Source organism: Candidatus Tisiphia endosymbiont of Stenodema calcarata, assembly GCF_964030695.1.
In the GTDB taxonomy this organism is placed as follows: Bacteria; Pseudomonadota; Alphaproteobacteria; order Rickettsiales; family Rickettsiaceae; genus Tisiphia.
In genome coordinates this window covers 1,055,639-1,078,897 of record NZ_OZ034911.1, presented here as the reverse complement: position 1 = coordinate 1,078,897, position 23,259 = coordinate 1,055,639, and the positions used below count along the sequence as shown (strand labels likewise).

At 31.0% G+C, this 23,259-nt stretch carries 24 protein-coding genes and 2 pseudogenes; 6 read left to right on the top strand and 20 right to left on the bottom strand.

Annotated features, from left to right (window positions below):
• Positions 1 to 97: 97 nt before the first annotated feature.
• The 3 genes from ACQH1W_RS04945 to lgt form a co-directional block, all read right to left on the bottom strand.
• Positions 98 to 1,138: a transposase gene (locus tag ACQH1W_RS04945; RefSeq protein ID WP_375332619.1), complete on the bottom strand. Its 1,041-nt coding sequence runs from the start codon at positions 1,136 to 1,138 to the stop codon at positions 98 to 100.
• A gap of 375 nt (positions 1,139 to 1,513) precedes the next feature.
• A complete protein-coding gene (locus tag ACQH1W_RS04940) occupies positions 1,514 to 2,593 on the bottom strand; it encodes a class I SAM-dependent methyltransferase (protein WP_341762880.1) in 1,080 nt (359 codons plus the stop codon).
• Positions 2,572 to 3,363, bottom strand: coding sequence for a prolipoprotein diacylglyceryl transferase (gene lgt / locus ACQH1W_RS04935; protein ID WP_425361206.1), 792 nt, complete (start codon positions 3,361 to 3,363; stop codon positions 2,572 to 2,574). Before lgt ends, ACQH1W_RS04940 begins: the two co-directional genes overlap by 22 nt.
• 131 nt (positions 3,364 to 3,494) lie before the next feature.
• Between lgt and ACQH1W_RS04930 the strand changes: the two genes are divergently transcribed.
• The 4 genes and pseudogenes from ACQH1W_RS04930 (at position 3,495) to ACQH1W_RS04915 (ending at position 7,688) form a co-directional block, all read left to right on the top strand.
• Positions 3,495 to 4,658 (top strand): mechanosensitive ion channel family protein, encoded by a 1,164-nt coding sequence (locus ACQH1W_RS04930; protein ID WP_341762881.1) that lies wholly within the window; start codon positions 3,495 to 3,497, stop codon positions 4,656 to 4,658.
• Positions 4,659 to 4,676: 18 nt separating this feature from the next.
• Complete coding sequence (locus ACQH1W_RS04925) at positions 4,677 to 5,429, top strand: class II aldolase/adducin family protein (protein ID WP_341761789.1); 753 nt, start codon at positions 4,677 to 4,679, stop codon at positions 5,427 to 5,429.
• Between the two features lie 416 nt (positions 5,430 to 5,845).
• Positions 5,846 to 6,796 carry an IS110 family transposase gene (locus tag ACQH1W_RS04920; protein ID WP_425360965.1) on the top strand — a complete coding sequence of 317 codons (951 nt, stop codon included), beginning with the start codon at positions 5,846 to 5,848 and terminating at the stop codon, positions 6,794 to 6,796.
• A gap of 141 nt (positions 6,797 to 6,937) precedes the next feature.
• A pseudogene (locus ACQH1W_RS04915) lies at positions 6,938 to 7,688 on the top strand (IS5 family transposase).
• Positions 7,689 to 7,748: 60 nt separating this feature from the next.
• Here ACQH1W_RS04915 and ACQH1W_RS04910 read toward each other — a convergent pair.
• The 5 genes and pseudogenes from ACQH1W_RS04910 to ACQH1W_RS04890 all read right to left on the bottom strand — a co-directional run bounded on the left by ACQH1W_RS04910 (position 7,749) and on the right by ACQH1W_RS04890 (position 10,112).
• The gene (locus tag ACQH1W_RS04910) at positions 7,749 to 8,072 is read right to left on the bottom strand and encodes a transposase (RefSeq protein ID WP_375332635.1); all 324 of its coding nucleotides are present in this window, start codon (positions 8,070 to 8,072) and stop codon (positions 7,749 to 7,751) included.
• Positions 8,073 to 8,144: 72 nt separating this feature from the next.
• Positions 8,145 to 8,646, bottom strand: a pseudogene (locus tag ACQH1W_RS04905) (IS1634 family transposase); the annotation flags it as partial.
• A complete protein-coding gene (locus tag ACQH1W_RS04900; protein WP_341763457.1) occupies positions 8,636 to 8,776 on the bottom strand; it encodes a hypothetical protein in 141 nt (46 codons plus the stop codon). The gene ACQH1W_RS04900 and the pseudogene ACQH1W_RS04905, both read right to left, overlap by 11 nt.
• 295 nt (positions 8,777 to 9,071) lie before the next feature.
• Positions 9,072 to 9,734, bottom strand: a complete 663-nt coding sequence (locus ACQH1W_RS04895) for an IS630 family transposase (RefSeq protein ID WP_341763084.1) — start codon at positions 9,732 to 9,734, stop codon at positions 9,072 to 9,074.
• A gap of 54 nt (positions 9,735 to 9,788) precedes the next feature.
• The gene (locus ACQH1W_RS04890; RefSeq protein ID WP_341756103.1) at positions 9,789 to 10,112 is read right to left on the bottom strand and encodes a helix-turn-helix domain-containing protein; all 324 of its coding nucleotides are present in this window, start codon (positions 10,110 to 10,112) and stop codon (positions 9,789 to 9,791) included.
• 218 nt (positions 10,113 to 10,330) lie between these two features.
• Between ACQH1W_RS04890 and ACQH1W_RS04885 the strand changes: the two genes are divergently transcribed.
• Positions 10,331 to 10,585, top strand: coding sequence for a hypothetical protein (locus tag ACQH1W_RS04885; protein ID WP_375332632.1), 255 nt, complete (start codon positions 10,331 to 10,333; stop codon positions 10,583 to 10,585).
• 53 nt (positions 10,586 to 10,638) lie between these two features.
• On the opposite strand, the gene ACQH1W_RS04880 is transcribed toward ACQH1W_RS04885, so the two are convergent.
• The 5 genes from ACQH1W_RS04880 to ACQH1W_RS04860 all read right to left on the bottom strand — a co-directional run bounded on the left by ACQH1W_RS04880 (position 10,639) and on the right by ACQH1W_RS04860 (position 13,892).
• On the bottom strand, positions 10,639 to 11,238 hold the full coding sequence (locus ACQH1W_RS04880) for a phosphatidylglycerophosphatase A family protein (protein WP_341761759.1): 600 nt from the start codon (positions 11,236 to 11,238) through the stop codon (positions 10,639 to 10,641).
• A gap of 8 nt (positions 11,239 to 11,246) precedes the next feature.
• Positions 11,247 to 12,467: an aspartate kinase gene (locus ACQH1W_RS04875; RefSeq protein WP_375332631.1), complete on the bottom strand. Its 1,221-nt coding sequence runs from the start codon at positions 12,465 to 12,467 to the stop codon at positions 11,247 to 11,249.
• A 158-nt stretch (positions 12,468 to 12,625) separates the two neighbouring features.
• On the bottom strand, positions 12,626 to 12,874 hold the full coding sequence (rpmA, locus tag ACQH1W_RS04870) for a 50S ribosomal protein L27 (protein ID WP_341761761.1): 249 nt from the start codon (positions 12,872 to 12,874) through the stop codon (positions 12,626 to 12,628).
• Positions 12,875 to 12,898: 24 nt separating this feature from the next.
• Positions 12,899 to 13,216, bottom strand: coding sequence for a 50S ribosomal protein L21 (gene rplU / locus ACQH1W_RS04865; protein ID WP_341748347.1), 318 nt, complete (start codon positions 13,214 to 13,216; stop codon positions 12,899 to 12,901).
• A gap of 328 nt (positions 13,217 to 13,544) precedes the next feature.
• The gene (locus ACQH1W_RS04860) at positions 13,545 to 13,892 is read right to left on the bottom strand and encodes a hypothetical protein (RefSeq protein ID WP_341762890.1); all 348 of its coding nucleotides are present in this window, start codon (positions 13,890 to 13,892) and stop codon (positions 13,545 to 13,547) included.
• 364 nt (positions 13,893 to 14,256) lie between these two features.
• Between ACQH1W_RS04860 and ACQH1W_RS04855 the strand changes: the two genes are divergently transcribed.
• Positions 14,257 to 14,676, top strand: coding sequence for a helix-turn-helix domain-containing protein (locus ACQH1W_RS04855; protein ID WP_341761763.1), 420 nt, complete (start codon positions 14,257 to 14,259; stop codon positions 14,674 to 14,676).
• Between the two features lie 59 nt (positions 14,677 to 14,735).
• On the opposite strand, the gene ACQH1W_RS04850 is transcribed toward ACQH1W_RS04855, so the two are convergent.
• From ACQH1W_RS04850 to ACQH1W_RS04820, 7 genes are all read right to left on the bottom strand, one after another.
• Positions 14,736 to 17,045, bottom strand: a complete 2,310-nt coding sequence (locus ACQH1W_RS04850; protein ID WP_375332630.1) for an NB-ARC domain-containing protein — start codon at positions 17,043 to 17,045, stop codon at positions 14,736 to 14,738.
• Positions 17,042 to 18,430 (bottom strand): hypothetical protein, encoded by a 1,389-nt coding sequence (locus tag ACQH1W_RS04845; RefSeq protein WP_375332629.1) that lies wholly within the window; start codon positions 18,428 to 18,430, stop codon positions 17,042 to 17,044. The genes ACQH1W_RS04850 and ACQH1W_RS04845 overlap by 4 nt, the downstream gene beginning before the upstream one ends.
• Positions 18,403 to 19,683 (bottom strand): hypothetical protein, encoded by a 1,281-nt coding sequence (locus ACQH1W_RS04840; RefSeq protein WP_375332628.1) that lies wholly within the window; start codon positions 19,681 to 19,683, stop codon positions 18,403 to 18,405. The genes ACQH1W_RS04845 and ACQH1W_RS04840 overlap by 28 nt, the downstream gene beginning before the upstream one ends.
• 278 nt (positions 19,684 to 19,961) lie before the next feature.
• Entirely contained in the window at positions 19,962 to 20,294 is a 333-nt protein-coding gene (locus ACQH1W_RS04835) for a HesB/IscA family protein (RefSeq protein ID WP_341761768.1), read from the bottom strand.
• Positions 20,295 to 20,298: 4 nt separating this feature from the next.
• The gene (iscU, locus tag ACQH1W_RS04830; RefSeq protein ID WP_375332627.1) at positions 20,299 to 20,682 is read right to left on the bottom strand and encodes a Fe-S cluster assembly scaffold IscU; all 384 of its coding nucleotides are present in this window, start codon (positions 20,680 to 20,682) and stop codon (positions 20,299 to 20,301) included.
• A 102-nt stretch (positions 20,683 to 20,784) separates the two neighbouring features.
• On the bottom strand, positions 20,785 to 22,041 hold the full coding sequence (locus ACQH1W_RS04825) for an IscS subfamily cysteine desulfurase (protein WP_341762185.1): 1,257 nt from the start codon (positions 22,039 to 22,041) through the stop codon (positions 20,785 to 20,787).
• A 22-nt stretch (positions 22,042 to 22,063) separates the two neighbouring features.
• Positions 22,064 to 23,197 (bottom strand): cysteine desulfurase family protein, encoded by a 1,134-nt coding sequence (locus ACQH1W_RS04820; protein ID WP_341762895.1) that lies wholly within the window; start codon positions 23,195 to 23,197, stop codon positions 22,064 to 22,066.
• Positions 23,198 to 23,259 lie beyond the last annotated feature (62 nt).

Here is a 23,259-nt window from a genome sequence, read left to right as displayed (position 1 = left end):
CACACCGCATGACAATCTACTTCTATAGCATAATTTTTGCTCATATTTATCTCGAAGATGAGTCACGTACTTCATGTCACACTACTGGACAAAAAGGTTAGGTTGGTTGCACAAAGTGTAACTTAAACAATTTTATGATTAAGGAATCAAAAAATTGCTTAGAACGACTATAAGCTTGTTTAATTGATCTTATACCTAACTGTAGTACAGAATAACTCCTACATCCTAGCGTTTTCTTCATTTTTATCGGTTGCTCTTGCTCTCCAATTGCTCCTATTTTTATTGCCATTGCATATGCTATAAATAAACATTTTATAAAATTCTCTAATCGCACTTTACTCTTTATATGCGTATCTTCCATTCTAAAACCATTACTTTTGCACCCTTTAAAGCCTGCCTCGATATCCCATCTCTTCCGATATATTTCAGATCCGTTTGACATGTTCTTACTATACACTATCGATAGATATTCTCCGCTTGCTAATTTGATATGATCAAATTTCACTGGGACAGAATAAAACCTTGTAGAAAAATTTCTTATCTTTATTTCTTTCATGCTATCGATCCTAATCCATTGACCTTCTTTATTAACTATTCTATTTGTCCTTCTCACCCTTAATGCATAATTAATATTTTTATTGTGAAGATAGGTAATTAATTTCTCATTATCAAATTCCCTATCTCCTAATATTCCCTCTATCTTTTCCTTACCAAATTCCTCTATAAATTTCGATATTACTGCAATTTGATCGTCTGCCGTACATGCTCCTTTATAAGGAATTATTTTATATATTAATGGCATAGCAATTTTATTATATGATACCGACAATACTAATATATTTCTTATCTCCTGTCCTAATTCCCAAGTGGTTCTATCTATTGATAAAACCACTTTCCCTTGAGGAATATAATTTTTCATATACTTATAATAATCATCAATATTGATATTGTCTTCTTGAAGAAATCTATATACCGCTTTTATTTTTGAATCTAATAATTTATCTCCTTCTATTTCTTCTGCCATATTTTTATATTTGCTTCCTCGACACAACATTAATGATTTTATTATGCCCTTGAACGTGTTTAGTCTTGTATCTTTCATCTCAAAATGATTATATAGTAATTCGGCTAGTAACATAGAGCACCACAGATTTTTTTGTGTTCAATCTAAAATACTCTATTTACTAGCTCTTGCAACCACCCCATCTCTTTTGTCCAGTAGTGTGACTTCATGTACTCCTAGTCCTCCCACCTTTTGTTTTACGTTCCAATTTGCTTGCACCTTATGATTTTCTTTAATTTTTAAATTATCAAATACTAATAACCATTTATCTTTACTAGATAAGTAAGATAACGCTTCTTTTTTTGCTGATCCGACATCTTCCGATATTAAATTAGTCCTAGCCTTTTCATTGATTGACTTTGCTAGTTTTAAAAATTCTTCATTAATATCTAAGTTACAATTGCTTCGTCGACCTACGGTCTCCTCGCAATGACGCCGTCGAATTATACCTTACTCCTGTACAAGGCACAATACTTTAAACAATAGTCCCATTTTATTCGGAGCGATTAGCCTATCAACTTGTTTTGCTATTATATTTGCTTCTATAATAGGTAATTTATTTTGCAATAGTTTACTTCGTAATAATATACCATTACCAATTAGAAAATCACGTTGTGTTATTGATCCATAAACATTTATTCCTATATTTTGGGCTACTGTTTTTAAAGCATAAAAGTCAACATGTGCTGACAAATCAGCTTCTCCTAAAGTTTCAAGCAGAGGGTAATATTTATGATTTTTTATCGCTTGTAAAGTAGGGTCATATTGGTTACGCATCCTTTTTATTGGATATATATCATAACCGTAATCAATAACTAAGCTAGCCCCACCAAATTTCATTATATGCTTGCTAATAAATTTTATGATTTCTAATGATTTAGGTGATTCTTCTATTACTGCTCCGTCATATGCGTTTGGGTGTTCTTGCAGTAAGTAGTGTTGCAATTCTTTACTAACTTCTATCTTATCGAACTTAATTTTACCATCAGTTGGGTCAATAATAAGTATTGACTCGTACCAAAGTTCTTTGCTTTTAATATATTGTTTAATTGGCATAGCGTCAAAAAATTCGTTAGCTATTATAATAGAAGGAATTTTAGATATATATTGTACTGCTGTATGATGTTTAATAGGTAAACCAACTAATTTGAGGTTTGTTTTCTGTTTCTTGATAAAATGAAGATTAATTTCAATCAATTCTATTGAAATGGATTGGTAGAATTTTGGAACTAATTTAGCAACATTGAGAAAATCCCGCATTAATACTCCTTGTCCAGGACCTAACTCAACTAAATTAGTCTTCTGAGGACATCCCATTTTATGCCATTGATCAATAGCCCATAACGCTATCATTTCACCAAAAAGCTGAGAAATTTCTGGAGCTGTGGTAAAATCTCCTAGGCAACCTAACTTATCTTGTTTTTTGTAGTAAGAAGAAGGATTTACCGACATTACTTGGAGCATCATTTCGTCAAGCTTAATACTACCATTCTGTTCAATAAGTTTTCTTACTTTAGAGTCGATTGGCATCTAATTCGTATTATTAAATAAATTCCTAGTATTAGCATAGGTAATGATAAAATTTGTCCCATAGTTAAGTTATTAAAAATAAAGCCTATGTGAAAATCTGGCTCACGAAACATTTCTATAATAATTCGAAATACAGAATATAATATTAAAAATATAGCAAAATTCAAACCACGGATATTTATAGTTTTGTATTTAAAAGTGGTATAAGCTAGAATTGACAGTAATATAATTCCTTCAAAAAATGCCTCATAAAGTTGGCTGGGGTGTCTTATTTGTAGATCACTATTTGGGAAAATCATTCCCCAAGGCATTTTAGTTACTCTACCATATAATTCACCATTAATAAAATTGGCTATTCTACCTAAAAATAAACCGATAGGACCAATTGTAGCTAATAGATCACATAGAAATAAGAAGTTAATTTTATACTTATGGCAGAAAAAATAACTAGATATGATTAAACCAATCATACCACCATGAAATGACATACCGCCTTCATAAGTCTTTAAAATGGTAATAGGATCAGAAAAATATTTAATCGGATTATATAGTAATACATAGCCTAATCTTCCCCCTATTACTATACCGAGAATAGCCCAAGTAACAAAATTTTCTAAGTGTGACGCGGTAACACCAACTTCAAATTTTTTTATAATTTTATAAGCATAGAACCACCCAACTATTATACCCAAAACATAAGCCATGGAGTACCAATAAACGGTAAATGATCCAATAGAAAAAATAACAGGATTGATATTTGGGAAGAGCATACGGTAATTATATACACCAACTTGATAGATTGCAAGTGTTGGAAAAAATATTAAATAAATCATCGAATTAATTAGACTAATAGTTGACTAATTAATATCATACAATGAACAAATATCAAAAAGGTTGATTTATGACACAGTATTTATTGCATCTTTATCACAAATACGATAAAGAAACTTTCATGTTAATAATTATGATAGTTTCAATCATTCCATTGGTTATTGTTATTAAGACAGTAATATTTTCAATGATAAAAAACTATATTAATAAACGGCATCATGATTATGAAAAAACATTTAAAAAATATTCTATATACACCTACTTATTACATACATTGCTAAGTTTATACCTTATATTTTGGGGCAATATCTTACAGGCATTTCCTATTCCACATTGGATAATTAGTATTAAGAATATTGTAATAACACTCTATACAGGTAGCTTCGTTACATTGCTAATCCTATCTCTTATAGAGGCTTTTGCCGATATTTATCGAAACAAAATGGCAACTTCTGTACAAGCCTATTTAAGTTTATACACACAAATATCAAAAATACTTATTGTTTCTGTTGCTACCATTATAATTATTTCCAGTATTTTGAATATTTCCCTTGGTGCATTTTTTACTAGTTTAGGAGCAGCGGCAGCGTTGTTAACCTTCCTATTTAAAGATACTGTTACAGGTTTGTTAGCAAGCTTACAACTTATTTCTCAGGATATAATACGAATTGGTGATTTTGTTACTGTTAACCAGTATAATGTTGAAGGTACTGTAGAAAAAATTACTATTACAGTAGTTAAGATTAAAAATGCCGATCAAACTATTTCAACAATACCTACATCTAGTCTTTTAACAACTAATGTAGTGAATTCTCGTGGTATAACGGAATCAGTGGCAAAAAAAATTCAGAGAGCAATATGTATTGATACAAATAGTATCGTATTTGTTCCAACTATATTTATACAGGAGTTACAAAAATCACCATATCTTGCACCGGAAGCAATAAATAAAGTGAATTTGGAACATATAGGTAGCGATATAACAAATATAAAAATATTTAGATTATATATAAAAGAATATCTTAAAAATCACCCTGCGATATATAAAGAAAATTTTACATTTTTGGTACGTCAGTTAGCTCCAACCCCTAATGGTTTACCAATAGAATTATATGTCTTTACTAATGAAACAAGAGGGGATATATATGAAGATATTCAAAGCGGTATTTTTGATCATTTGTTTGCAGTGATTCCTGAATTCAAATTAAAAGTATTTCAAAATAATAATGTATAAGCTTAAACTAATATAACAATGACTTTAGAAGAGATCAAATTTAACTTAGCTTCTGCATATCAAATTCTTGCGATTTTGACCCTAGATGACCATACTTATACACATCTATCTGCAAGACCTGAAGGGGCAGATTTTTACTATATTTATCCTTTTGGTTTAAGGTTTGAAGAAGTAACTAGCGATAATTTACTGCGAGTTGGTTTTGATGGAACAGTTCTAGAGGGTAGCGAAGATAGTTACAATGAAACCGGCTACGTCACTCACGGTAATATATACAAAAAAAGATCAGACATTTTATCTATCTTTCATCTACATACTCCAGCAACTGTTGCTGTATCATCTATGCGAGTTGGATTGATGCCCATAAGTCAATGGGCGTTGCATTTTTATGGAAAACTATCTTATCATGACTATAACTCTCTTCTACTTAAATCTAATCAAAGTAATACAATGCTTGATGATCTTGGACAAAATTATGTTATGTTTCTACGTAATCATGGAATATTAGCTTGTGGTAAAACAATCCATGAAGCTATGTTCTATACTTATCATCTAGAGCAAGCATGTAAGACCCAATGTTTAGCATGTTCAACAAATCAGGAGTTAATCTTGCCATCTCAAGAAATTTGTAAAAAATCTGTGCAAGATCTATTGTCATTTGAAGAAGATTTAGGCAAACGTGACTGGATTGCTTGGCTTAACTTACTTAAGAGAGTTAATTTTGCAAAGTATAAAGAATATACTCAAATAGATTTGAAGAATTGGATTTGAAAATGAATGGTGAGCATGCTAGGCGTACAACTAGTCACACTACTGGACAAAAGAGAAGGTTTTTACTTACATGTTACCAGATTTTTGGCAAAAAGTGTCTCTAGTTAATCCTATTGTTTACCTCGTAAGTGGATTAAGATAGACTTTTTATGTACTAGTTACGACTTAATCTGACAATAAGTAATAATCAGGCAGCTTGATAAGTAATAGCCAAGTTGTCTGATATTCTCTCTATATTACTAGGTTCTTATATCTTTAAATTATGATATAAGTAATTGTAAGAGGGTGACTTGATAGGTTCTTGATTGAAATAATCGTGCACAGAATAAGTACCCTCTTACAAGGTTTGCTTTGAACAAATTGCAGAAGGTGCTGGAAGCAGCAGCCTTGCACAATAAGATGAAGGAGATTATATCATGAGTAAAATAATAGGTCTAGATGTAAGTAAAAAATGGTTAGATATATGTTTATATGAGTCTAACAATAAACCGATATATAATCGTTTTTCCAATGATAAGTTAGGGCATGAAGAACTGATAAAATTAATAAAAGAGCAAGAAATTAAGATAATAGTATGTGAGCCTACTGGAGGTTATGAAGCAGAGATTTGCCAAGAATTGTATAATAATAAGCAACAAATACATAAGGTCAATACCTATAGTTTTAATTCATTTAGTAAATCGGTGAATTTGTGTAAAACTGATAAGAAGGACGCATTTAAATTAGCATATTATGGCGATAAGATGCAACTTACAGCTAATTATTTATATCAAGTTGAATCAGAGACTTTGAAGAGATATCAGCAAAGGCGAGAAGATTTAGTATTAATGCTTAGCAATGAAAAGAAGAGGCTACATCATAGTATTGATGGCATTGATAAAGAGAGTATAGAAAAACTCATTAAATTTTTACAGAATGAAATAGCTGAGCTTGATAAGAAATTAAATGAGGTAATAGATGAATCAGAAGAGTTGAAAGAGAAGGTAAAAATATTAGAGAGTGTGCCTGGTATTGGTAAATGCGTAGCTAAAAAACTAATTAGTTTTTTACCTGAATTAGGAAATAAAAATTATAGTAGTAACGAATTGTCAGCAATTGTGGGGATAGCTCCTTATGCTCGTGATAGTGGTAATAAGCAAGGACGAAGATTTATTAGAGGTGGCAGGAAAATACCACGAGATGCTTTATACATGGTGGTATTGGCGGGGAAAAATGGTGTCAAAAATAGTTTTCAATATTTAAAAGCTTTATATGATAGGCTTGTTAACAATTTTAAACCTAAAAAGGTTGCTATAGTTGCGTGCATGCGTAAACTACTTGAAGTGTGCCATAAACTTATTCAACAAAAACGTTGTTTTGTTATTTAGATAAATATTTTTTATTTTTTTGAAAATTTAGATAAAAGATAATTGCTGTTGACAAAAATTGTAGTTAGGAAAAAGGAATAAAAAGTTGTCATAGTAAGAAGAAATGGTAGTTTCTAGTTATCAAAAAAAGGAACTACCAATATGAAGTATTACATAGAAGAACAAGCATGGGAAGTAATTTTATCATTTTTTAAGGAAAGAAATGGTATACACAAGAATGAAGAAAAAATGAGACAGTTTATTGAAGCAATATGGTTTATTGTTAGAACAGGTTGTCAATGGCGTCTTCTACCTGACGATTATGGTTGTTGGTACAGTATTTATCGCAGATTTAAGAGATGGGTTGATAAAGGTATATGGGATGCTTTAATGGATTATATTAAAGTAGATGCAGATATGGAATTGATTATGATTGATGCAACTATTATAAGAGCACATGCTTGCTCATCTGGATATATCCAAAGGTAATCAAGAAGAAGCAGCTTTAGGTAGAAGCAGAGGTGGTTTTAGTACTAAAATTCATGCCCTTGTTGATGCCCTTGGTAATCCATTAAAGTTTATACTAACTGCTGGGCAAAGAAATGATATAACTCAAGCGGGAAATCTTACTCAAGATGTTCAGAATACGACAGTGATAGCCGATAAAGGATACGATAGTAGTGCATTTGTAGAAAGTTTAGAAAATAAGGGGTGTGAGATTGTTATACCACCAAAATCTAACCGTAAAGTACAACGTGAATATGATAAACATACTTATAAGGAACGACATTTAATTGAGTACTTATTTGGTAAAATCAAACATTTTAGGCGTATATTTTCTAGATTTGATAAAGCCCCAGCCACTTTTTTAGCTTTTCTAAATTTCGTTGGAACTTTAATATGGTTACGTTAAAATTTTTGTCAACAGCAATTATCTTTTATCTAAATTTTCAAAAAAATAAAAAATATTTATCTAAATAACAAAACAACGTTTTTGTTGAATAAGTTTATGGCACACTTCAAGTAGTTTACGCATGCACGCAACTATAGCAACCTTTTTAGGTTTAAAATTGTTAACAAGCCTATCATATAAAGCTTTTAAATATTGAAAACTATTTTTGACACCATTTTTCCCCGCCAATACCACCATGTATAAAGCATCTCGTGGTATTTTCCTGCCACCTCTAATAAATCTTCGTCCTTGCTTATTACCACTATCACGAGCATAAGGAGCTATCCCCACAATTGCTGACAATTCGTTACTACTATAATTTTTATTTCCTCCCGACTTCCGCATTTTTTAATAAGGCATAAGCTTAGAAGGGTCATAGTGCTGGGATTTTTAAAATTTAGGCACAACATTATTTTGTTATTTTAAATATATTTCAGCATGGTCTGAACGTTTGATGTTAAAGGTTTTATAGATTTTTCTAGCTTCGTTTTTTATTGCAACTTGGTAGTCTATAAAAATCACCAGTCTTTGTATGTCTTAAGATTGAAGCCTGTACTGATATTAATAATTCAACAATATTAGTTACACTAATCTTTTGGGTCAGAGCAACCTTGTATTCTATAGTCTTAAGCACTGCAAAACTCATATAACACATCGCTATGTGTGCTTCTATCCTTTGTTTAGTCCAGTGAAAAATTGGACGCATTTGTAAATTATGTTTATTGATTCTAAATTGCTCTTCAATTACCCATAATCTAGCATATTTTGCTATTGCTTCATGTGGAGTTATAGTTTGGTCATTGGTGATTACCCTATGTATGCCATCCCACAACGCATCCTGCTCTATCTTCTCTGCGTCAATATAGCTCTTGCCATTTTCACTAGAAGTATATTTTTTTACTCCACTATTAGATATAAGAACCTAGGGTTTTATTTAATACTTTCCCGTCTTCGCGATAAGAGGTACGAAGCAATATTGCAGGACGAGAATTTCTATTTGGAACAGTTGTAATATACATGAAAGAGATTATATCTCTAAATTCCAGCATTGTCAAATAAAAAATATCATTTACATGACTACAAATCTTATAACAAAATCCTTATAAACCTCATTCTTTAGGTGTTTTAAGCACTTTTTCGTCTAGAAAATGAGAAGCCAGTTATCAGACCTCCCAACCATTCATTATCAGTTAAATTACACAAGCCTAAAACAGAGAGAGATAAAGCTGTAAAATATCAATGAAAGAGGGGATATTAAGCATGGAGAGTAAAGAATAGTTATGACCGAAGGGAGAGCGTAGAAAATACGCTTTTTCGTTTTAAAACTTCTTTTGGTATACTCAATTAACCTGAAGAGTTGCAGAAATGGTTAACGGTAATAGTTTGGAAATTATCGTTTATTAAGGTACGTAACCTATCTTTATAATCGGCGATGTTGCTGAAAAATTTGTTTATTGCTTCCGAAAATTGTTCAAAATTATGATAAAATTTATTATTAGTTGTAATACTGTGCATAAACTTCCATAATCTCTCAATTGGGTTAAGATTTGGACTATATGGTGGCAAAAATACTAGCTCTATTTTACTATTTACTAGGTATTCTTTAACTTTCTTGGATTTGTGGTAACTAGCATTGTCACAGATTAAATATATTCTTTCCTTGTCACTATTCTCCTCTTCCAATCTCTGTAGAAAATTAACTATCTGCTCCCCATTTATTTTGGGGTTCTCTGTCCTTACTAACTGTAAATCAGCTAGATTAATAGCACCAATCATGTGCTTTCTTCTCCAGCCACTGAATGTTGGTAAGGTCTTATCTTGCTTCTTTCTTATCCAACCGCACCTTGCCCTTGCTTGATACTGAGGATGAACACCATCCATAAAATATATGGCTTCCTTATCTCTGAGATTCCCTTTTAGTAAACTGTAGTTTAACTTAAATAATTCTTGCTTGTCAAAATCCAGCTTAGCCGGTACTATTTTCGCCTTCTTGTAAACAAAACCCAATTTGTATAGTAATTTTGTTACTCCCGTTATCGTATATGTTACCCCATATTTGTTCTAAATGTGATGCATGATATCTTTAGCATAAACATAATTATTTGCTTCTAGGTGACTCGCTAATTCTTCCCTCTCACCATCACTCAATTTGCTTGTGCTACCTCCATTGTTGGTATCAAGCTTATTGGCTTTTTGATAATCAACAATATGTTTTCTTATCGATTCGTGGCTCAAGAGTAGTACCTTAGCAATCTCTACATTACTATACCCATCGTCATACATCAAAACTGCCTTAATACGATCACGTATGCGTCCGTCTCGTTCTGTCTTATGACGTTCCTTCAACTTTTCTCTTTGTTCTTCTGTCAATACATTCTTACTCATAATCTCCTAAACTCTACAATATCTCTCCTATCTTTGCAACCCTTCATTTACGAGCAGTATAGCAAGTTTTTATCAAGAGATAATCAGAATATGACAAATGAAATATCGATTAAATGCCACCTTCTAAACAAAATGTTTTAGATTGGCAAACCAATTTCTGTTGCCGTTTGCTAACCCTCTATTTTGGGGTTAGGGGTAATTTATCTCAAATCCTATTTATGCAACAAAGCCCAGAAGAATTATTAAAATTTAACAGAAGTCATTGGTCATGCGAAAATAATTTAAACTGGATAAAAGATAAGGTTTTTGAAGAAGATAAGTCAACTATTAGTACTGGAGAAGATCCGTTAATAATGTCATTATTGAGGACAATAACTCTTGCTATAATAGCTCTATTTTCAAACAAAATTACTGAAACTAGAGAAAATTTTAATAATTATAGACATAGGTTATTTAAATTATTCTCAACTTAAAGTTAGGATTTTTAAACTGCCCTGAACCTAGAACATCCTAATTAAAATATTATTTAGCCAAACCAATTTATTAAAGTAAAAGTGATAGCATAATGCATGACTGAAGCAAAGATTGCTGCTGCAATGTCATCTACCATAATACCAACACCCCCTTTGATATTAGCATCGAGCCAATTTATTGGCCATGGTTTTATTATATCAAAAAATCTAAACAACACTAAGGGCAAAGCAAATAAAAAGATAAAATTTATTAGTTGTGAACTTAAATATTTTGTAAGTCCTGAGTAGTTTACGAAAACCACAGAAAAACAACTTAGTATTATTGTTAGCATTTGACCAACTACCTCATCAATCACCACTTCTTTTGGATCGTCCTGTGTAGCATATTGTATGTATATTGAAGAGAAGTATGTGCCTAACATAAATAACAATAGGCAAATCAAAAGAGTAATAATAAAGAGAGTAATAAGTTGTGCTTGTAAAGTTGTGAAATTAGTAAATGAAAAAATTAGTTGATTAGTTAGAGAAAGATATACGATCAAGTAGCACAAAGGGAAAGCAGCTAAAGACCCAAATGTACCAGGACAATATTTTATTCTACCTATATAGAAAAAAGTTACAAAAAGTTCTACAAATTTTTTTCTTTTAGACATAATTCTGCTTAATTTTCTGATAATTCAAATAATTGATGCAAGCAACGTATTGTTTTTTCAGTATCTAGGTCTTTTATTAGGATAGAAATTTTAATTTCTGAGATTTGTATCTTTTTCACTGGTATATTTTCTTTTTCTAGTTCATTTAATACCATACCAAGTAGGGTTTGATCATTTTTAATACCATAACCAATAATTGACACTATAGAAATTTGACTGTCAATGATAAAATTATTTATTTGATTAGTATTTTTTAGATCATCTAGTAAATGTTGTAATTTATTTTTATCGGATAGTTGGATAATGAAACTATATTGTATATTTGTTTCAATATTTTCCATTAATTCTAGGTGAATATTATGGTCAGCGATGAGTTTGCATATCTTAGAAAAACTCAATTGGGAGGATACCACTAATTGTAATAAATTCTTGTTGGAAGTAATACCAGTAATTTGCCTATTTTCCATAATTTTATCTCTAGATGTTATTAGTGTACCATTTTTTTCGTGGTATAATGGGAGTAAAAACGACGATAAAACGCGTATGGGTACATTATATCTAATAGCAACCTCTAAGGAACGTGGATGCAGCACTTTAGCTCCACAAGATGTAAATTCCAGCATTTCTTCAAAACTAATCTGTGATAATTTTGTTGCTCCCGGGACAATGCGAGGATCGGCAGTAAACACTCCTTCCACATCAGTGTATATATCACATCTATCAGCTTTCATAGCAGCTGCAATTAAAGAGGCGGTAGTATCTGATCCTCCTCGACCAAGCGTTGTCAACCTATTATTATTGGTAACACCTTGGAATCCAGCAACTATTGGAATGATGTTTTGCTTAATACATTCTATTAACAAACTAGTAGAGAGTTGTTCAACCAAAGCTTTGCTATAATTATCATTGGTTAAGATCGGTAATTGCCATGCCAGCACAGATCTTGCACTCATGCCTTGTTCTTGTAGTTTAAGGGCTAGTAAAGATGCTGTTACCATCTCCCCGCTACAAAGAGCGGCATCATATTCTGCGAGTTCTGAATTGGTCTTAAGACTAGAAACTTCATTACATAGAGTAACTAGTTGGTTGGTAACCCCGGCCATAGCTGAAACGACAATTATTACTTGATTGCCATGCTGCTTTTCAAGCTTAATTATTGGAATAATTTCTTTTATTCTTGCAATGTTAGCAACGGAAGTTCCACCAAATTTTTGAACTATTACTGACATAAATCTGCAAGCGTAATTTTCGATGTCATTCCTACGTAGGTAGCAGAATCTAAAAAAATAGACCAAGAGGGTTTGTTAGACTTTTTTAGACCCCTGTCTACGCAGGGGTAACATTGTGTGGTTAATAGGGATGACATCTGCAGGCAGAAATAGCATCATCACTGCACAATATTGACTATTTTATAGTCTCTCTTACTAGAAAATTCTACTTTGCCTGCAATCAATGCAAATAACGTATGATCTCTACCAAGTCCAACATTCTTACCTGGGTGAAATTTAGTACCACGTTGTCTAACAATAATGTTACCTGGTATCACATATTGTCCATCATATTTTTTAACACCCAACCTACGACCGACCGAATCTCTGCCGTTTCTAGAACTACCACCAGCTTTTTTAGTTGCCATTTATATATCCTTAAATAAATCCTATTATAGTTTAGTAATGTCTAATATTTTCAATTCGGTCAATTCCTGCCTATGACCAGTCTTGCGACGATAATTCTGACGACGTTTTTTCTTAAAGACAATAACCTTATTATCTTTAAACTGGTTAGTAATTTCAGCAGTAACAAGAGCTCCTTTAACCATTGGCGTACCTATAAAAGATGGCTTTGAATCTTCACCAATCATCAATATTTGGTCAAATTGGATTTTTGCACCTCTTTCACCGTCAATTTTTTCTACTTTGATGACACTGTTTTTGCCGACTTTATACTGTTTTCCGCCTGATTTGACGATTGCGAACATGAAAAATATCCTAACTAAAATTTAAACAAATTAAGTCGGCATTATATTACCAGCAACTATTTTAGTCAATAGCAATTCGTAATTAAATAGATAATGCTATAAATAAAAGATAGCCCGTATTATTTATAATAATACAGTTTCTAATCATTATTATTGACCTTGTATTGTTGACATGATTAGTATACTCTTCTGCTCCTACAAATTGTTTTTTGAAAATATCATGGATTCGCATGCTCACCATTCATTTTCAAATCCAATTCTTCAAATCATTTGAGTATAACAGCGATAGTTGCTTGCCTTATCACAACTACACATTCTATCTTCTATGCTATAATTTTATTTTGGTTTTACTATTACTTATTTTGGATTTATTTGTTGACTCTTCAGTTGTCTTACACTTTTCTTGTTGTTCAAGTATGCTCAAAATACTTTTGATATACAGTTCGATATCCTCTAAGTGATACACTACGCTTAAAATGTTATCATCTCTTTTACTGGTTACAGCACTTAACTGTTGTAGTTCTTTAAATAAACGAGATGTATCTGTCTTAGCTTTGCCAAATATATTGGAGAAATCTTTACTAGTTATATTTATCTGATGCAAATATTTCAAAGATATTAAGATTAATAAACCTTCAATAATAATTAATATTATTGCTAAGTATTGCTGCCACATTCTAATTTCTTATTGTTTTGTTATGATATCAATGTTACTTCAACATGTTTTTTGTGAACTATCTTGAGTTGCATCTTGCTGTTCCATACATACTACCCCAATTCGTGATAAGAATTAACTAATTCTTATTACGAATTGGCTTTAATATAAGGAAAAATGCATCCTTAAATCCATTTACATGAATATTAATCATTCTTATTTAAATAAATACTTTGATAAACTACTTTACCTTGTACAAATTTTAGTATATCAATACAGTTAATACTTATAATATTATGCATAATAATATACATTTATTTTTAGTGTATATAAATACATAATATTGTCAACTAAAATGTCTAACTAAATTCATTTATTTATAAGAATGTCACACTTAATTATTAAGAAAAATATTGAAAGGCTATTAAAAGAAAAAAATTGGCGTGTTGCTGATCTTGAAAATAAGATTGGACAAGGTAGAAGCGTTACAAATATATTCAGAGGTACTTCCAAAAATCCTACTATAGAAGTATTGCAATCTATAGCAGGTGCTTTTAATATTGAAATTCAAGAATTATTATTAGATCACGATAACCAAGATTCTATACTTAATATTTCTTTGCTTCGTGATACTTGTGATAAAATCATTAATGAACTTGAGCTAATTCACTATCCTATTGCTGTAAGGTATAGTAACGTATTTGCTCTTATTAAAGAAGTATACGAATACTCTTCACAGTTGAGTTTAGATAAAGCTGATGAAAATTTTACTAAATGGCTTATTCAAAAACATTATAAAAAATAACTCTAATATTTAGATTAACACTAGGTTCTAGAGCATTATTCACTTCAGACAATATGCTTTTATGGGCATACTCCATATAATTCTTTACTCCTAGGATGATCAGAACCAAAATATGTCAAAAGAAGTGAGTAAAAATAAGTGCATTGTATATGTCTATCACTTTTATTAGCTAATTTCGTAGCAGTTTTTGCTGCCTGAAAGAAGGCATAACTTACATTATCCATATTGCCGATGTTTTTGATATTGTATATGTTCCAATAAATATTTTTAGCTAATCTATAATTAATCATAGCCTCTTCTGCTTTCCCTAAAGTACTTAATATATTTGCTTTTACTACTAAAGCATTAGCTAAAAATATATCTATGGAATTCTCTAACTCATTTTCCCTATTGCTTCTATCTTGGTCTTGTATCAGTATATCAACTACTTTTACTATATGTTTCCAAGCATCATTCTGCCTCTTTAGCCCTAATTCAGATTTTGACAACTCTGTTAAACAATATGCTATTGTTGTAGATGTGATATCTTTAATTTCATTTAGATCACTACTCATTATCTTAGTATATACATCGTTAGTTATAGCGTAAGCCTCTTCAAATTTTTGCATATTATTTAGTATTTCTGCTTGCAAAATATAAATGGGTGCAAGCCATACATTTTCTTGTCTTAATTCTACATCACCTATTTGTGCCAATATCCTAGATTTATTTAGCTGAGTTTTTTCTTTACTTATCGTATCTATAATTGCTAATAAAGCCTGCTGATACTTTCCTTGAGTTAATAATATTCTAGCCATACCATAATCTATCATGCTTGCTTTATGTATAAAGTTTTTATTATTAAGCATTATATTTTGTATAATATGTAAGTTATCTTCTGCCTCTTTTATTTGCCCTGTGAATACCTGAACTTGAAACATTTCATAATAAATTGATGATTTTGCTACCTCATCGTTTGGTAAACTATTTATGGCGTTTTTAGCCTTCACTAAATATTGCATGGCTATATCTGAATGGTGATTAACAACAAAGTATTCATATCGTCCTATACGTCCTAAATACCTACTATACGCTACTTGCTCTAATTCTGTCATATTTTGCCAAATCAACTTATGTTCGTGTTCTTTAAACCAACTTACCATTTTTTTGGCATTATATGGTTCTCTAGAACGTAAGTAGTAGCCAAGTAGGCTATTATGCAAGACCATGCTTGCATAAATATTACTATTATACTTATCCGCATTAGCTAGCAGTACTTCTACATTACTTTCAAAGGTATTATCCTGCATAATTAAATAAAATTGATTTACCATCTCCCCTGACATTAAATGTTGTATTTTAATAAGTAGTTTATCAATAGTTTTCTTATTAGTAGCTAAATCGTATATATTTAATATCTCATATTTTACTGCATTATGCATTCGAAATACTTTTTTATTTCTATTGTTACTAATTTGTTCAATTAAACCAAATCTCACTATCTCATCAATTAAATCGGATAATTTCTCCTTATCATCTACTAGATGTTCTAGTAAATTATTACCTATTTTTTGATTATTTAATAACGCCATATAGTATAATAGTGTTTTGGCTTCTGATGTAATTTCATTTAATACTATTGATAAATGTGCATTTAATTTGTTATCATGTTTTCGTATATAATTTATATACTCTTTGATTGTCATGTGGTTGTTGCTTTGTAAAAAAATAGCACTATGTCCAATTATATTAGTTGGATAACCTTTTAAATTACATGCCAAATCTTTTTTAAATTCCTCTGATCGCTCGTCTATAAGCTTATTAATTGCCATAAAAATGTCTTTTTCTTGTAAATAAGGAACTGAGATTCTTGGTAGCAAATATTGACTATCTTGCGAACAAATTATAATATGTCCATTATGATGCCAATCAATAATATCCTTAATTTTGTTATTTTCATTAATATGTAAATTATCGAATATTAATAACCACCTCCCCTGAGGTTTAAGATATGTCATAAGGTTTTGTTTAACGCTTCCGGTACTTTCTGAAATGAAACACCCCGTTTTTGAACATATTTTTTGATTTATTTCTTTGACCAATAAAACAAATTGTGGGATTAAATCTATACTTGCATCTAAAAACGCAATAATATCGTAATCTTGTTGATATTTTTGTGCATATTTTCTAGCTATTTCACTTTTTCCTATACCACTGATACCTGTAATACCTACTATTCTGTCTCTTATTAATAACTTCCTTATGTTGTTAATTTGTTCCTCATGATTAACGAAATAGTATACTGGCTCTTCTTTATTAAAAAGAAGTACTGCATATGCTTCACAAGTAGAAATTACTACTATAAAGAGTAATAGTATAAAATTTCTCATTTTAAGTCGTTAAGTTTTCTATACTTATTCATTTTAATTATCTGTGCCTTTTGGGTAGTGTCGGTATTTAACTCTGTTGGTACATTATCTAATTTTATTTCTATTGTTGTAGAGTACTTATTTTTAGTTACTTGACAATTTATTTTAAAACTTTTTAACAAAATAAATATTTGCCCCAAATTTAATATGTATAAATTAGCTGTATCATTAAATATTTTTTCAGAATATCTTACTGCTAAATTTTGGTCTAAACTAAACCCTTCACCGATAAAGGTAATCAAGTTGTTTTGAAATATTAACTTTACACATCTCGATCTTTCTGTATTTTTATTAAAGTACAAGATATTAGATAATACACTAACCATAATTTGGTTAAATATTTCCGATTCAAAAGGCACTTCAAGTGTCTCTATATTACTGACTATATCTAGTTTAATATTAGAATTATAGCAAGCTGTGTATCCTGTATAATAACTTTGTAGATATAAAATTATCGGAGTTAGTTTTATTGTATGGTAATTAATTTCATTGTGGGACTCTAATGTTGTTATTGGTAATGGAAAATATTCACTATTATATCCTAGTTCTTCTTCTACATTAACAGTATTAGAGATATTAAATGATTTTTTATTATTACTACTTTTAGAATAGTGATAACATTTTAGAGTAAATTCTTCGTTTATTTTGTGAAATAATAGAATATTTTTACTATCTTTCACACTGTTAGTTAAATCTGCCTCTAACTTGTTAAGTTTAATTTTAATTTTTTTATCTCTATAAGATAGATACAATATTATTGTAAATAGTACTAAAATTGTAAATATAGAACCTATATTTAATAATAAAATTTGCTGCTTAACCCTAGAGATAGCTTGTTGTGTATAATAAGAATTAGGAGAAATTTGTATTGAGATATTATAAGTGAGGTCTTTATTAATGTGATACTGCTTGTTCAAACTCTCCTGAAATTCTACCACACCATTAGATATAATTGAATGATTATTAATAGTAATATTGTATTTAAATACTTGGTTTGATAGTATATCTAGTAGTTCTTGTAGAGTGATATAAGGTAGATCGTTTTTGCCATACACGCTATTTGGTATATGATACTTCGAAATGAAAACATGATTCCTAATATGTTCTTTTAAAATAGAGATTTGATCAGATATATCATTACTACTTAATATATAATTAATATTAAATTTATCAACTAAAAGCGATCTAATTATATTATGATATTCTTCTAATTTTATTAGGTTTTGCTGATGATATTCATGATTGATACAACGACGTACCAATATATTTGTTAATACAACAAAGCTAATCACAAATATCATAGATATTGCACTTGCTTTTAAAATGTTCTCCCTTTTAATAAACATTTTTGTTTTTTTTGTTCATGATGTAAAGCTATTAATAAACGATATAAATCTTCTTGTTTTTGGGTGCTATCAGCATATTTTATTAATTCTAATAATACTTCAATTGTTTCTTGCAAAATTGTTTTTTCTGAATTTTCTTTATACTTATAGTAATTGAAACGCTTCCTATAAGCATAATGTTTTGCACTGTTATCTGCATTACTATTAATGATTAATGTAACCAGTTGATTAGTATACTCATCTAATAACCCTTCCTCTTCCTTTGTTAAGAATGACTTTAGCTTTATTTTATCAAAATATAGTTCTATTAACTCTTCATAGTGAATCACCCTTAATGAATCGGATTGTATCTTTGCTACAATAGAGTGTATTATTTTTATATATTCATTATGATCTATATATTTATAATATTCAGATAGAAGCGTATCCAACACATGTACATAAACCTTATAATGATCTGTGTCTTGTTGTTTGTTAAGAAGTAATTTTATATGTTGAGAAATCTCACCTCTTTTGTTATTTAAGATAACATCAAGACATTCTAAAAACTCTTTTGACCTATTGTTCTCGAATTTACGTACCGCTTTAAACCCTCCCTCAGATGTTACCTCCTTTGGTAAACATTCTTGTAATTCTTTTTTGAATTTTTCTATATTTTTATCGTAATCCTCTTGATTAAATTTGCCTTGTAGTATTTCTGAAGATTTCTTAGCTCCTTTTTTCTCTTTTAACCATTGAATTAATTCGCTGTTTTTCTTGATTTCTGATCTATTTATTAATACATCGTTTAAAGATTTGAGCAAATCTAATAATGTTAAGTTATTATCATCATTTAATCTATTAGGGTTAAATAAATTCTCATCAAAAACTCTACTATTCAATAAATATTTGATAACACTTTCCTCACCCTTCTTTAAATGCTCACGAATTAATACAAGATTATATAATTGTTTCCAAGGTTGTAATTGTTCCATTGAATTCTTATCCATTTCTTGAACAAACTTTGACACAAATTGCTCTATAATCTTTATATATTTTATTTTTTCTCCATTAGTTATATTAGTTGCATCAAGGGAACATAAAATACGATTGATTATAAAATTTCCTATTTTACTACCGCCTCCTAAAGAATTATTTAAAACTGCTTGTAATTTATCATCAAATTGTCGTAGTTTAACACTAGGGTCACTTACTGAGCTAGCTGATAAGCTACTGCTTGTAGATGATGCTTTTGTAGAGTGTTTATGTTTCATATAAGAACCAATGTTAAGAATGAGCGGTTTTGTTGCCACTTAGATTAGACTTCTTTCGAAACTCGCTTATGCTGAGGGATTTGAAGGAGACGCGGAACCTCGACCCGCAGCGTACTCTAATGTACGTGAGGATTCGAGTACCGCATCGACGTACAAATCACCAGCAGAAGTAGAGTTTCGAAAGAAGTCTATTGAAACTCAAGGTGAGTAACGCCTTACATTCTACACGCTAAAGACATGGGTTTTACGGCATTTTTTATAAAAACAGAAATATTTTCTTATATATTAAACGACTTCCCACATCCACAACTACCTTTTTCGTTTGGGTTATTAAAAGTAAAGCCGGATTTAAACTTGTCTTCTACATAATCCATTTCACTTGCTAGGATATACATCAAAGCTTTTGGATCGATTAATATTCGTACACCTTTATCTTCTATCACCTCATCAAACTTATTTTTGTCATCCGCATATTCTACGTAATAAGATAGACCAGAACAGCCACCAGATTTTACCCCAACCCTAATACCAAAAGATGGTTTATTACGTTTGTCTATCAATAGCTTTATTTGCCTAGCTGCTGCATCAGTCAATGACATAATATTTTTCATAAATTTACTGCAATTTTTTAGTTTTATAATCAGCTATTGCAACTTTTATTGCATCTTCTGCCAATAAAGAGCAATGGAGTTTTACTGGCGGTAAAGATAGTTCTTTGGCTATTTCAGTATTTTTTATATTACCAGCCTCATCAATAGATTTACCCTTAACCCATTCTGTTACTAAAGAACTTGAAGCAATAGCAGAACCACAACCAAAGGTTTTAAATTTAGCATCTGTAATAATTCCATCTTCACTAACTTTAATTTGTAACTTCATTACATCACCGCATGCAGGAGCTCCGACAAGACCTGTTCCAACATATGCATCATTTTTATCTAATGACCCTACATTACGAGGATTTTCATAGTGATCCAGCACTTTTAGACTATATGCCATTTTATTTCCTATCTATATTATAATAATTAAGTGATAAGCATCTAAGCAACCTAAGCGAATTTAGGATCAGAATTGACAAATTCTTATCCCGATGCTGGGGTATCAATGCATTGCCCATTTGATCTGCTTTAAATCAACTCCCTCTTGCACCATCTCCCAAAGAGGGCTTAGCTCTCTTAATTTATTAATTTTGGACGCTATTAACGCTGCAGCATAATCGATTTCTTCTCTAGTAGTAAATCTACCAATACCAAACCTAATAGAGGTATGTGCCATTTCTTCATCAACACCCATAGCTTTTAGTACATATGATGGTTCAAGCGAAGATGATGTACAAGCAGAACCGGACGAAACGGCTAAATCTTTAATAGCTAGTATCATAGACTCACCTTCCACATAAGCAAAACTTAGATTTAAATTCCCCTTATATCTATTATGTCTAGCACCGTTTAGATAAACGTCGGCAATTTCTTTAGTAATATTATCATAAAACCTATCAAAAAGCTCTTCTACATGCTTAGCATCTTTTTGCATCTCAAGCAGAGCTATTTCAGCAGCCTTACCAAGCCCAACAATTAAAGGAGCTGGTAGAGTTCCAGAACGCATACCTCTTTCCTGTCCTCCACCATTTAAAATCGGCACTAGTCGTACCCTAGGTTTTTTCCTTACATATAAAGCACCAATACCTTTAGGAGCATAAATTTTATGCCCAGAAATACTTGCAAGATCAATATTACAATCATTAACATCTATTGGAATTTTGCCGTATCCTTGGGCAATATCTGAGTGAAAGAATACTCCTCGTTCACGACAAATTTTGCCAATTTCTTTAATTGGTTGGATAACACCAATTTCATTATTTACAGCCATCACCGATACCAGTATAGTTTGATCTGTTATGGCATTTTTCAATATTTCTAAATCAATCAAACCACTCAGCTGAATTGGCAAATATGTTACCTTAAATCCCTCATCTTCTAAATGTCTACAAGCATCTAAAACGCATTTATGTTCACTTACCACCGTCACTATGTGATTTTTTTTATTACCATAGAATTTGGCAATTCCTTTAATAGCTAAATTATTAGATTCAGTAGCACCAGAAGTAAAAATAATCTCTTTAGGATCTGCTCCAATAAGCCTAGCTACTTTTTTCCTCGACAACTCCACAGCTTCTTCAGCTTCCCAACCAAAGGAATGACTCCTAGAATGCGGATTACCAAATTTAGTGGTAAAATATGGCAGCATACATTCCAAGACCCTTGGATCTATAGGAGTTGTAGACTGGTAATCCATATAAATTGGCAGCGATTTACCACTTAATTTTACTTTTTGTTTTAATTTCTCTAATTCATCCATACTAGTTACTCTTTTAGCTTTGCTACTTCCTCGCAATGACGTTTAAGTTAGAAGTGTATATTTCTTCAAATGCTTTAATAAACGTCACAACATCTTGGGTAGTTTGTTGATAATCAAAGCTGACTCTAATCGAAGACCTAGTGTCATCCTCACTAAACCCCATATTCGATAAAACATGTGATTTACCAACTCTCCCTGATGAACAAGCAGAACCGGAACTAACTGCTATACCCCGTAAATCGAAAGCTATCAATTTGGTTTGTGCATCAGTGTTAGGTACGATTATCAACGTGGTATTTGGTAATCTTTCAACATCTTTCGACACTATTTTAACATTTTTATAGTTGCACAAATTTTGTTCCAAATATGTCTGTAATTTCTTCATTTTTTTGTATCTATCTTCTATCTCTGTAGTCGCTATTGATGATACAAGCCCGAACGAAGCAATCGCTAGTACATTTTCTGTACCTGAGCGAATGTTTCTCTCTTGCCCTCCACCAATCATCATTGCTTTAAGCGTATGCTCTGCTTTAGCAATCAACGCACTACTTCCCTGTACTCCTCCTAATTTATGACTTGATATAGTAGCAAAATCAACTCCTAATTCTTTAATATTGACCGATATTTTGCCAACTGCTTGAACACAATCACTATGAAATACTGCCCCATATTTTTGGGCAATTTTAACCAGCTCTTGTACATTTTGCACAACACCACTTTCATTATTAGCTAGCATTATAGACACGAGCTTTTTATTGCTATGACTAACCGATAGTAGTTCTCCTAAATGCTGAGCATCAACAATGCCATCGCTATCTACCCTAATAATTTTAATATTATTGCTATATTTAGCATGATCAAAGATCGATAAATGTTCTATGCTAGAAACAAAAATTTCTCCGTCATAATAATTATTCATCAGCAAATTATTACTTTCTGTGCCAGAGGAAGTAAAAATAACCTGATATTCTCTAGAATTTATGTCAACGCCCACAGATCTTGCAACTTGCTCCCTAGCTGTTTCTACTAAACTCCTAGCATAACGCCCTTTGGTATGAATAGAAGACGGATTATATGCTTCTTCGAGCAAATTCTTCATAAGTTCCTTAACCTTAGGATGAACGTTAGTAGTAGAATTATGGTCTAAATATAACATATATATAACATAATTTATTCGTCCACTAATACATAAGTTAAAATAATTTTCAAAAACTTTTA

Bases quoted from the DNA above. Each gene is read 5' to 3' on its own strand.
- ACQH1W_RS04945 (WP_375332619.1), bottom strand. From the start codon at position 1,138: ATGTTACTAGCCGAATTACTATATAATCATTTTGAGATGAAAGATACA.
- ACQH1W_RS04940 (WP_341762880.1), bottom strand. From the start codon at position 2,593: ATGCCAATCGACTCTAAAGTAAGAAAACTTATTGAACAGAATGGTAGT.
- lgt (WP_425361206.1), bottom strand. From the start codon at position 3,363: ATGCTCTTCCCAAATATCAATCCTGTTATTTTTTCTATTGGATCATTT.
- ACQH1W_RS04930 (WP_341762881.1), top strand. From the start codon at position 3,495: ATGACACAGTATTTATTGCATCTTTATCACAAATACGATAAAGAAACT.
- ACQH1W_RS04925 (WP_341761789.1), top strand. From the start codon at position 4,677: ATGACTTTAGAAGAGATCAAATTTAACTTAGCTTCTGCATATCAAATT.
- ACQH1W_RS04920 (WP_425360965.1), top strand. From the start codon at position 5,846: ATGAGTAAAATAATAGGTCTAGATGTAAGTAAAAAATGGTTAGATATA.
- ACQH1W_RS04910 (WP_375332635.1), bottom strand. From the start codon at position 8,072: ATGCGGAAGTCGGGAGGAAATAAAAATTATAGTAGTAACGAATTGTCA.
- ACQH1W_RS04900 (WP_341763457.1), bottom strand. From the start codon at position 8,776: ATGCTGGAATTTAGAGATATAATCTCTTTCATGTATATTACAACTGTT.
- ACQH1W_RS04890 (WP_341756103.1), bottom strand. From the start codon at position 10,112: ATGAGTAAGAATGTATTGACAGAAGAACAAAGAGAAAAGTTGAAGGAA.
- ACQH1W_RS04885 (WP_375332632.1), top strand. From the start codon at position 10,331: ATGCAACAAAGCCCAGAAGAATTATTAAAATTTAACAGAAGTCATTGG.
- ACQH1W_RS04880 (WP_341761759.1), bottom strand. From the start codon at position 11,238: ATGTCTAAAAGAAAAAAATTTGTAGAACTTTTTGTAACTTTTTTCTAT.
- ACQH1W_RS04875 (WP_375332631.1), bottom strand. From the start codon at position 12,467: ATGTCAGTAATAGTTCAAAAATTTGGTGGAACTTCCGTTGCTAACATT.
- rpmA (WP_341761761.1), bottom strand. From the start codon at position 12,874: ATGGCAACTAAAAAAGCTGGTGGTAGTTCTAGAAACGGCAGAGATTCG.
- rplU (WP_341748347.1), bottom strand. From the start codon at position 13,216: ATGTTCGCAATCGTCAAATCAGGCGGAAAACAGTATAAAGTCGGCAAA.
- ACQH1W_RS04860 (WP_341762890.1), bottom strand. From the start codon at position 13,892: ATGTGGCAGCAATACTTAGCAATAATATTAATTATTATTGAAGGTTTA.
- ACQH1W_RS04855 (WP_341761763.1), top strand. From the start codon at position 14,257: ATGTCACACTTAATTATTAAGAAAAATATTGAAAGGCTATTAAAAGAA.
- ACQH1W_RS04850 (WP_375332630.1), bottom strand. From the start codon at position 17,045: ATGAGAAATTTTATACTATTACTCTTTATAGTAGTAATTTCTACTTGT.
- ACQH1W_RS04845 (WP_375332629.1), bottom strand. From the start codon at position 18,430: ATGTTTATTAAAAGGGAGAACATTTTAAAAGCAAGTGCAATATCTATG.
- ACQH1W_RS04840 (WP_375332628.1), bottom strand. From the start codon at position 19,683: ATGAAACATAAACACTCTACAAAAGCATCATCTACAAGCAGTAGCTTA.
- ACQH1W_RS04835 (WP_341761768.1), bottom strand. From the start codon at position 20,294: ATGAAAAATATTATGTCATTGACTGATGCAGCAGCTAGGCAAATAAAG.
- iscU (WP_375332627.1), bottom strand. From the start codon at position 20,682: ATGGCATATAGTCTAAAAGTGCTGGATCACTATGAAAATCCTCGTAAT.
- ACQH1W_RS04825 (WP_341762185.1), bottom strand. From the start codon at position 22,041: ATGGATGAATTAGAGAAATTAAAACAAAAAGTAAAATTAAGTGGTAAA.
- ACQH1W_RS04820 (WP_341762895.1), bottom strand. From the start codon at position 23,197: ATGTTATATTTAGACCATAATTCTACTACTAACGTTCATCCTAAGGTT.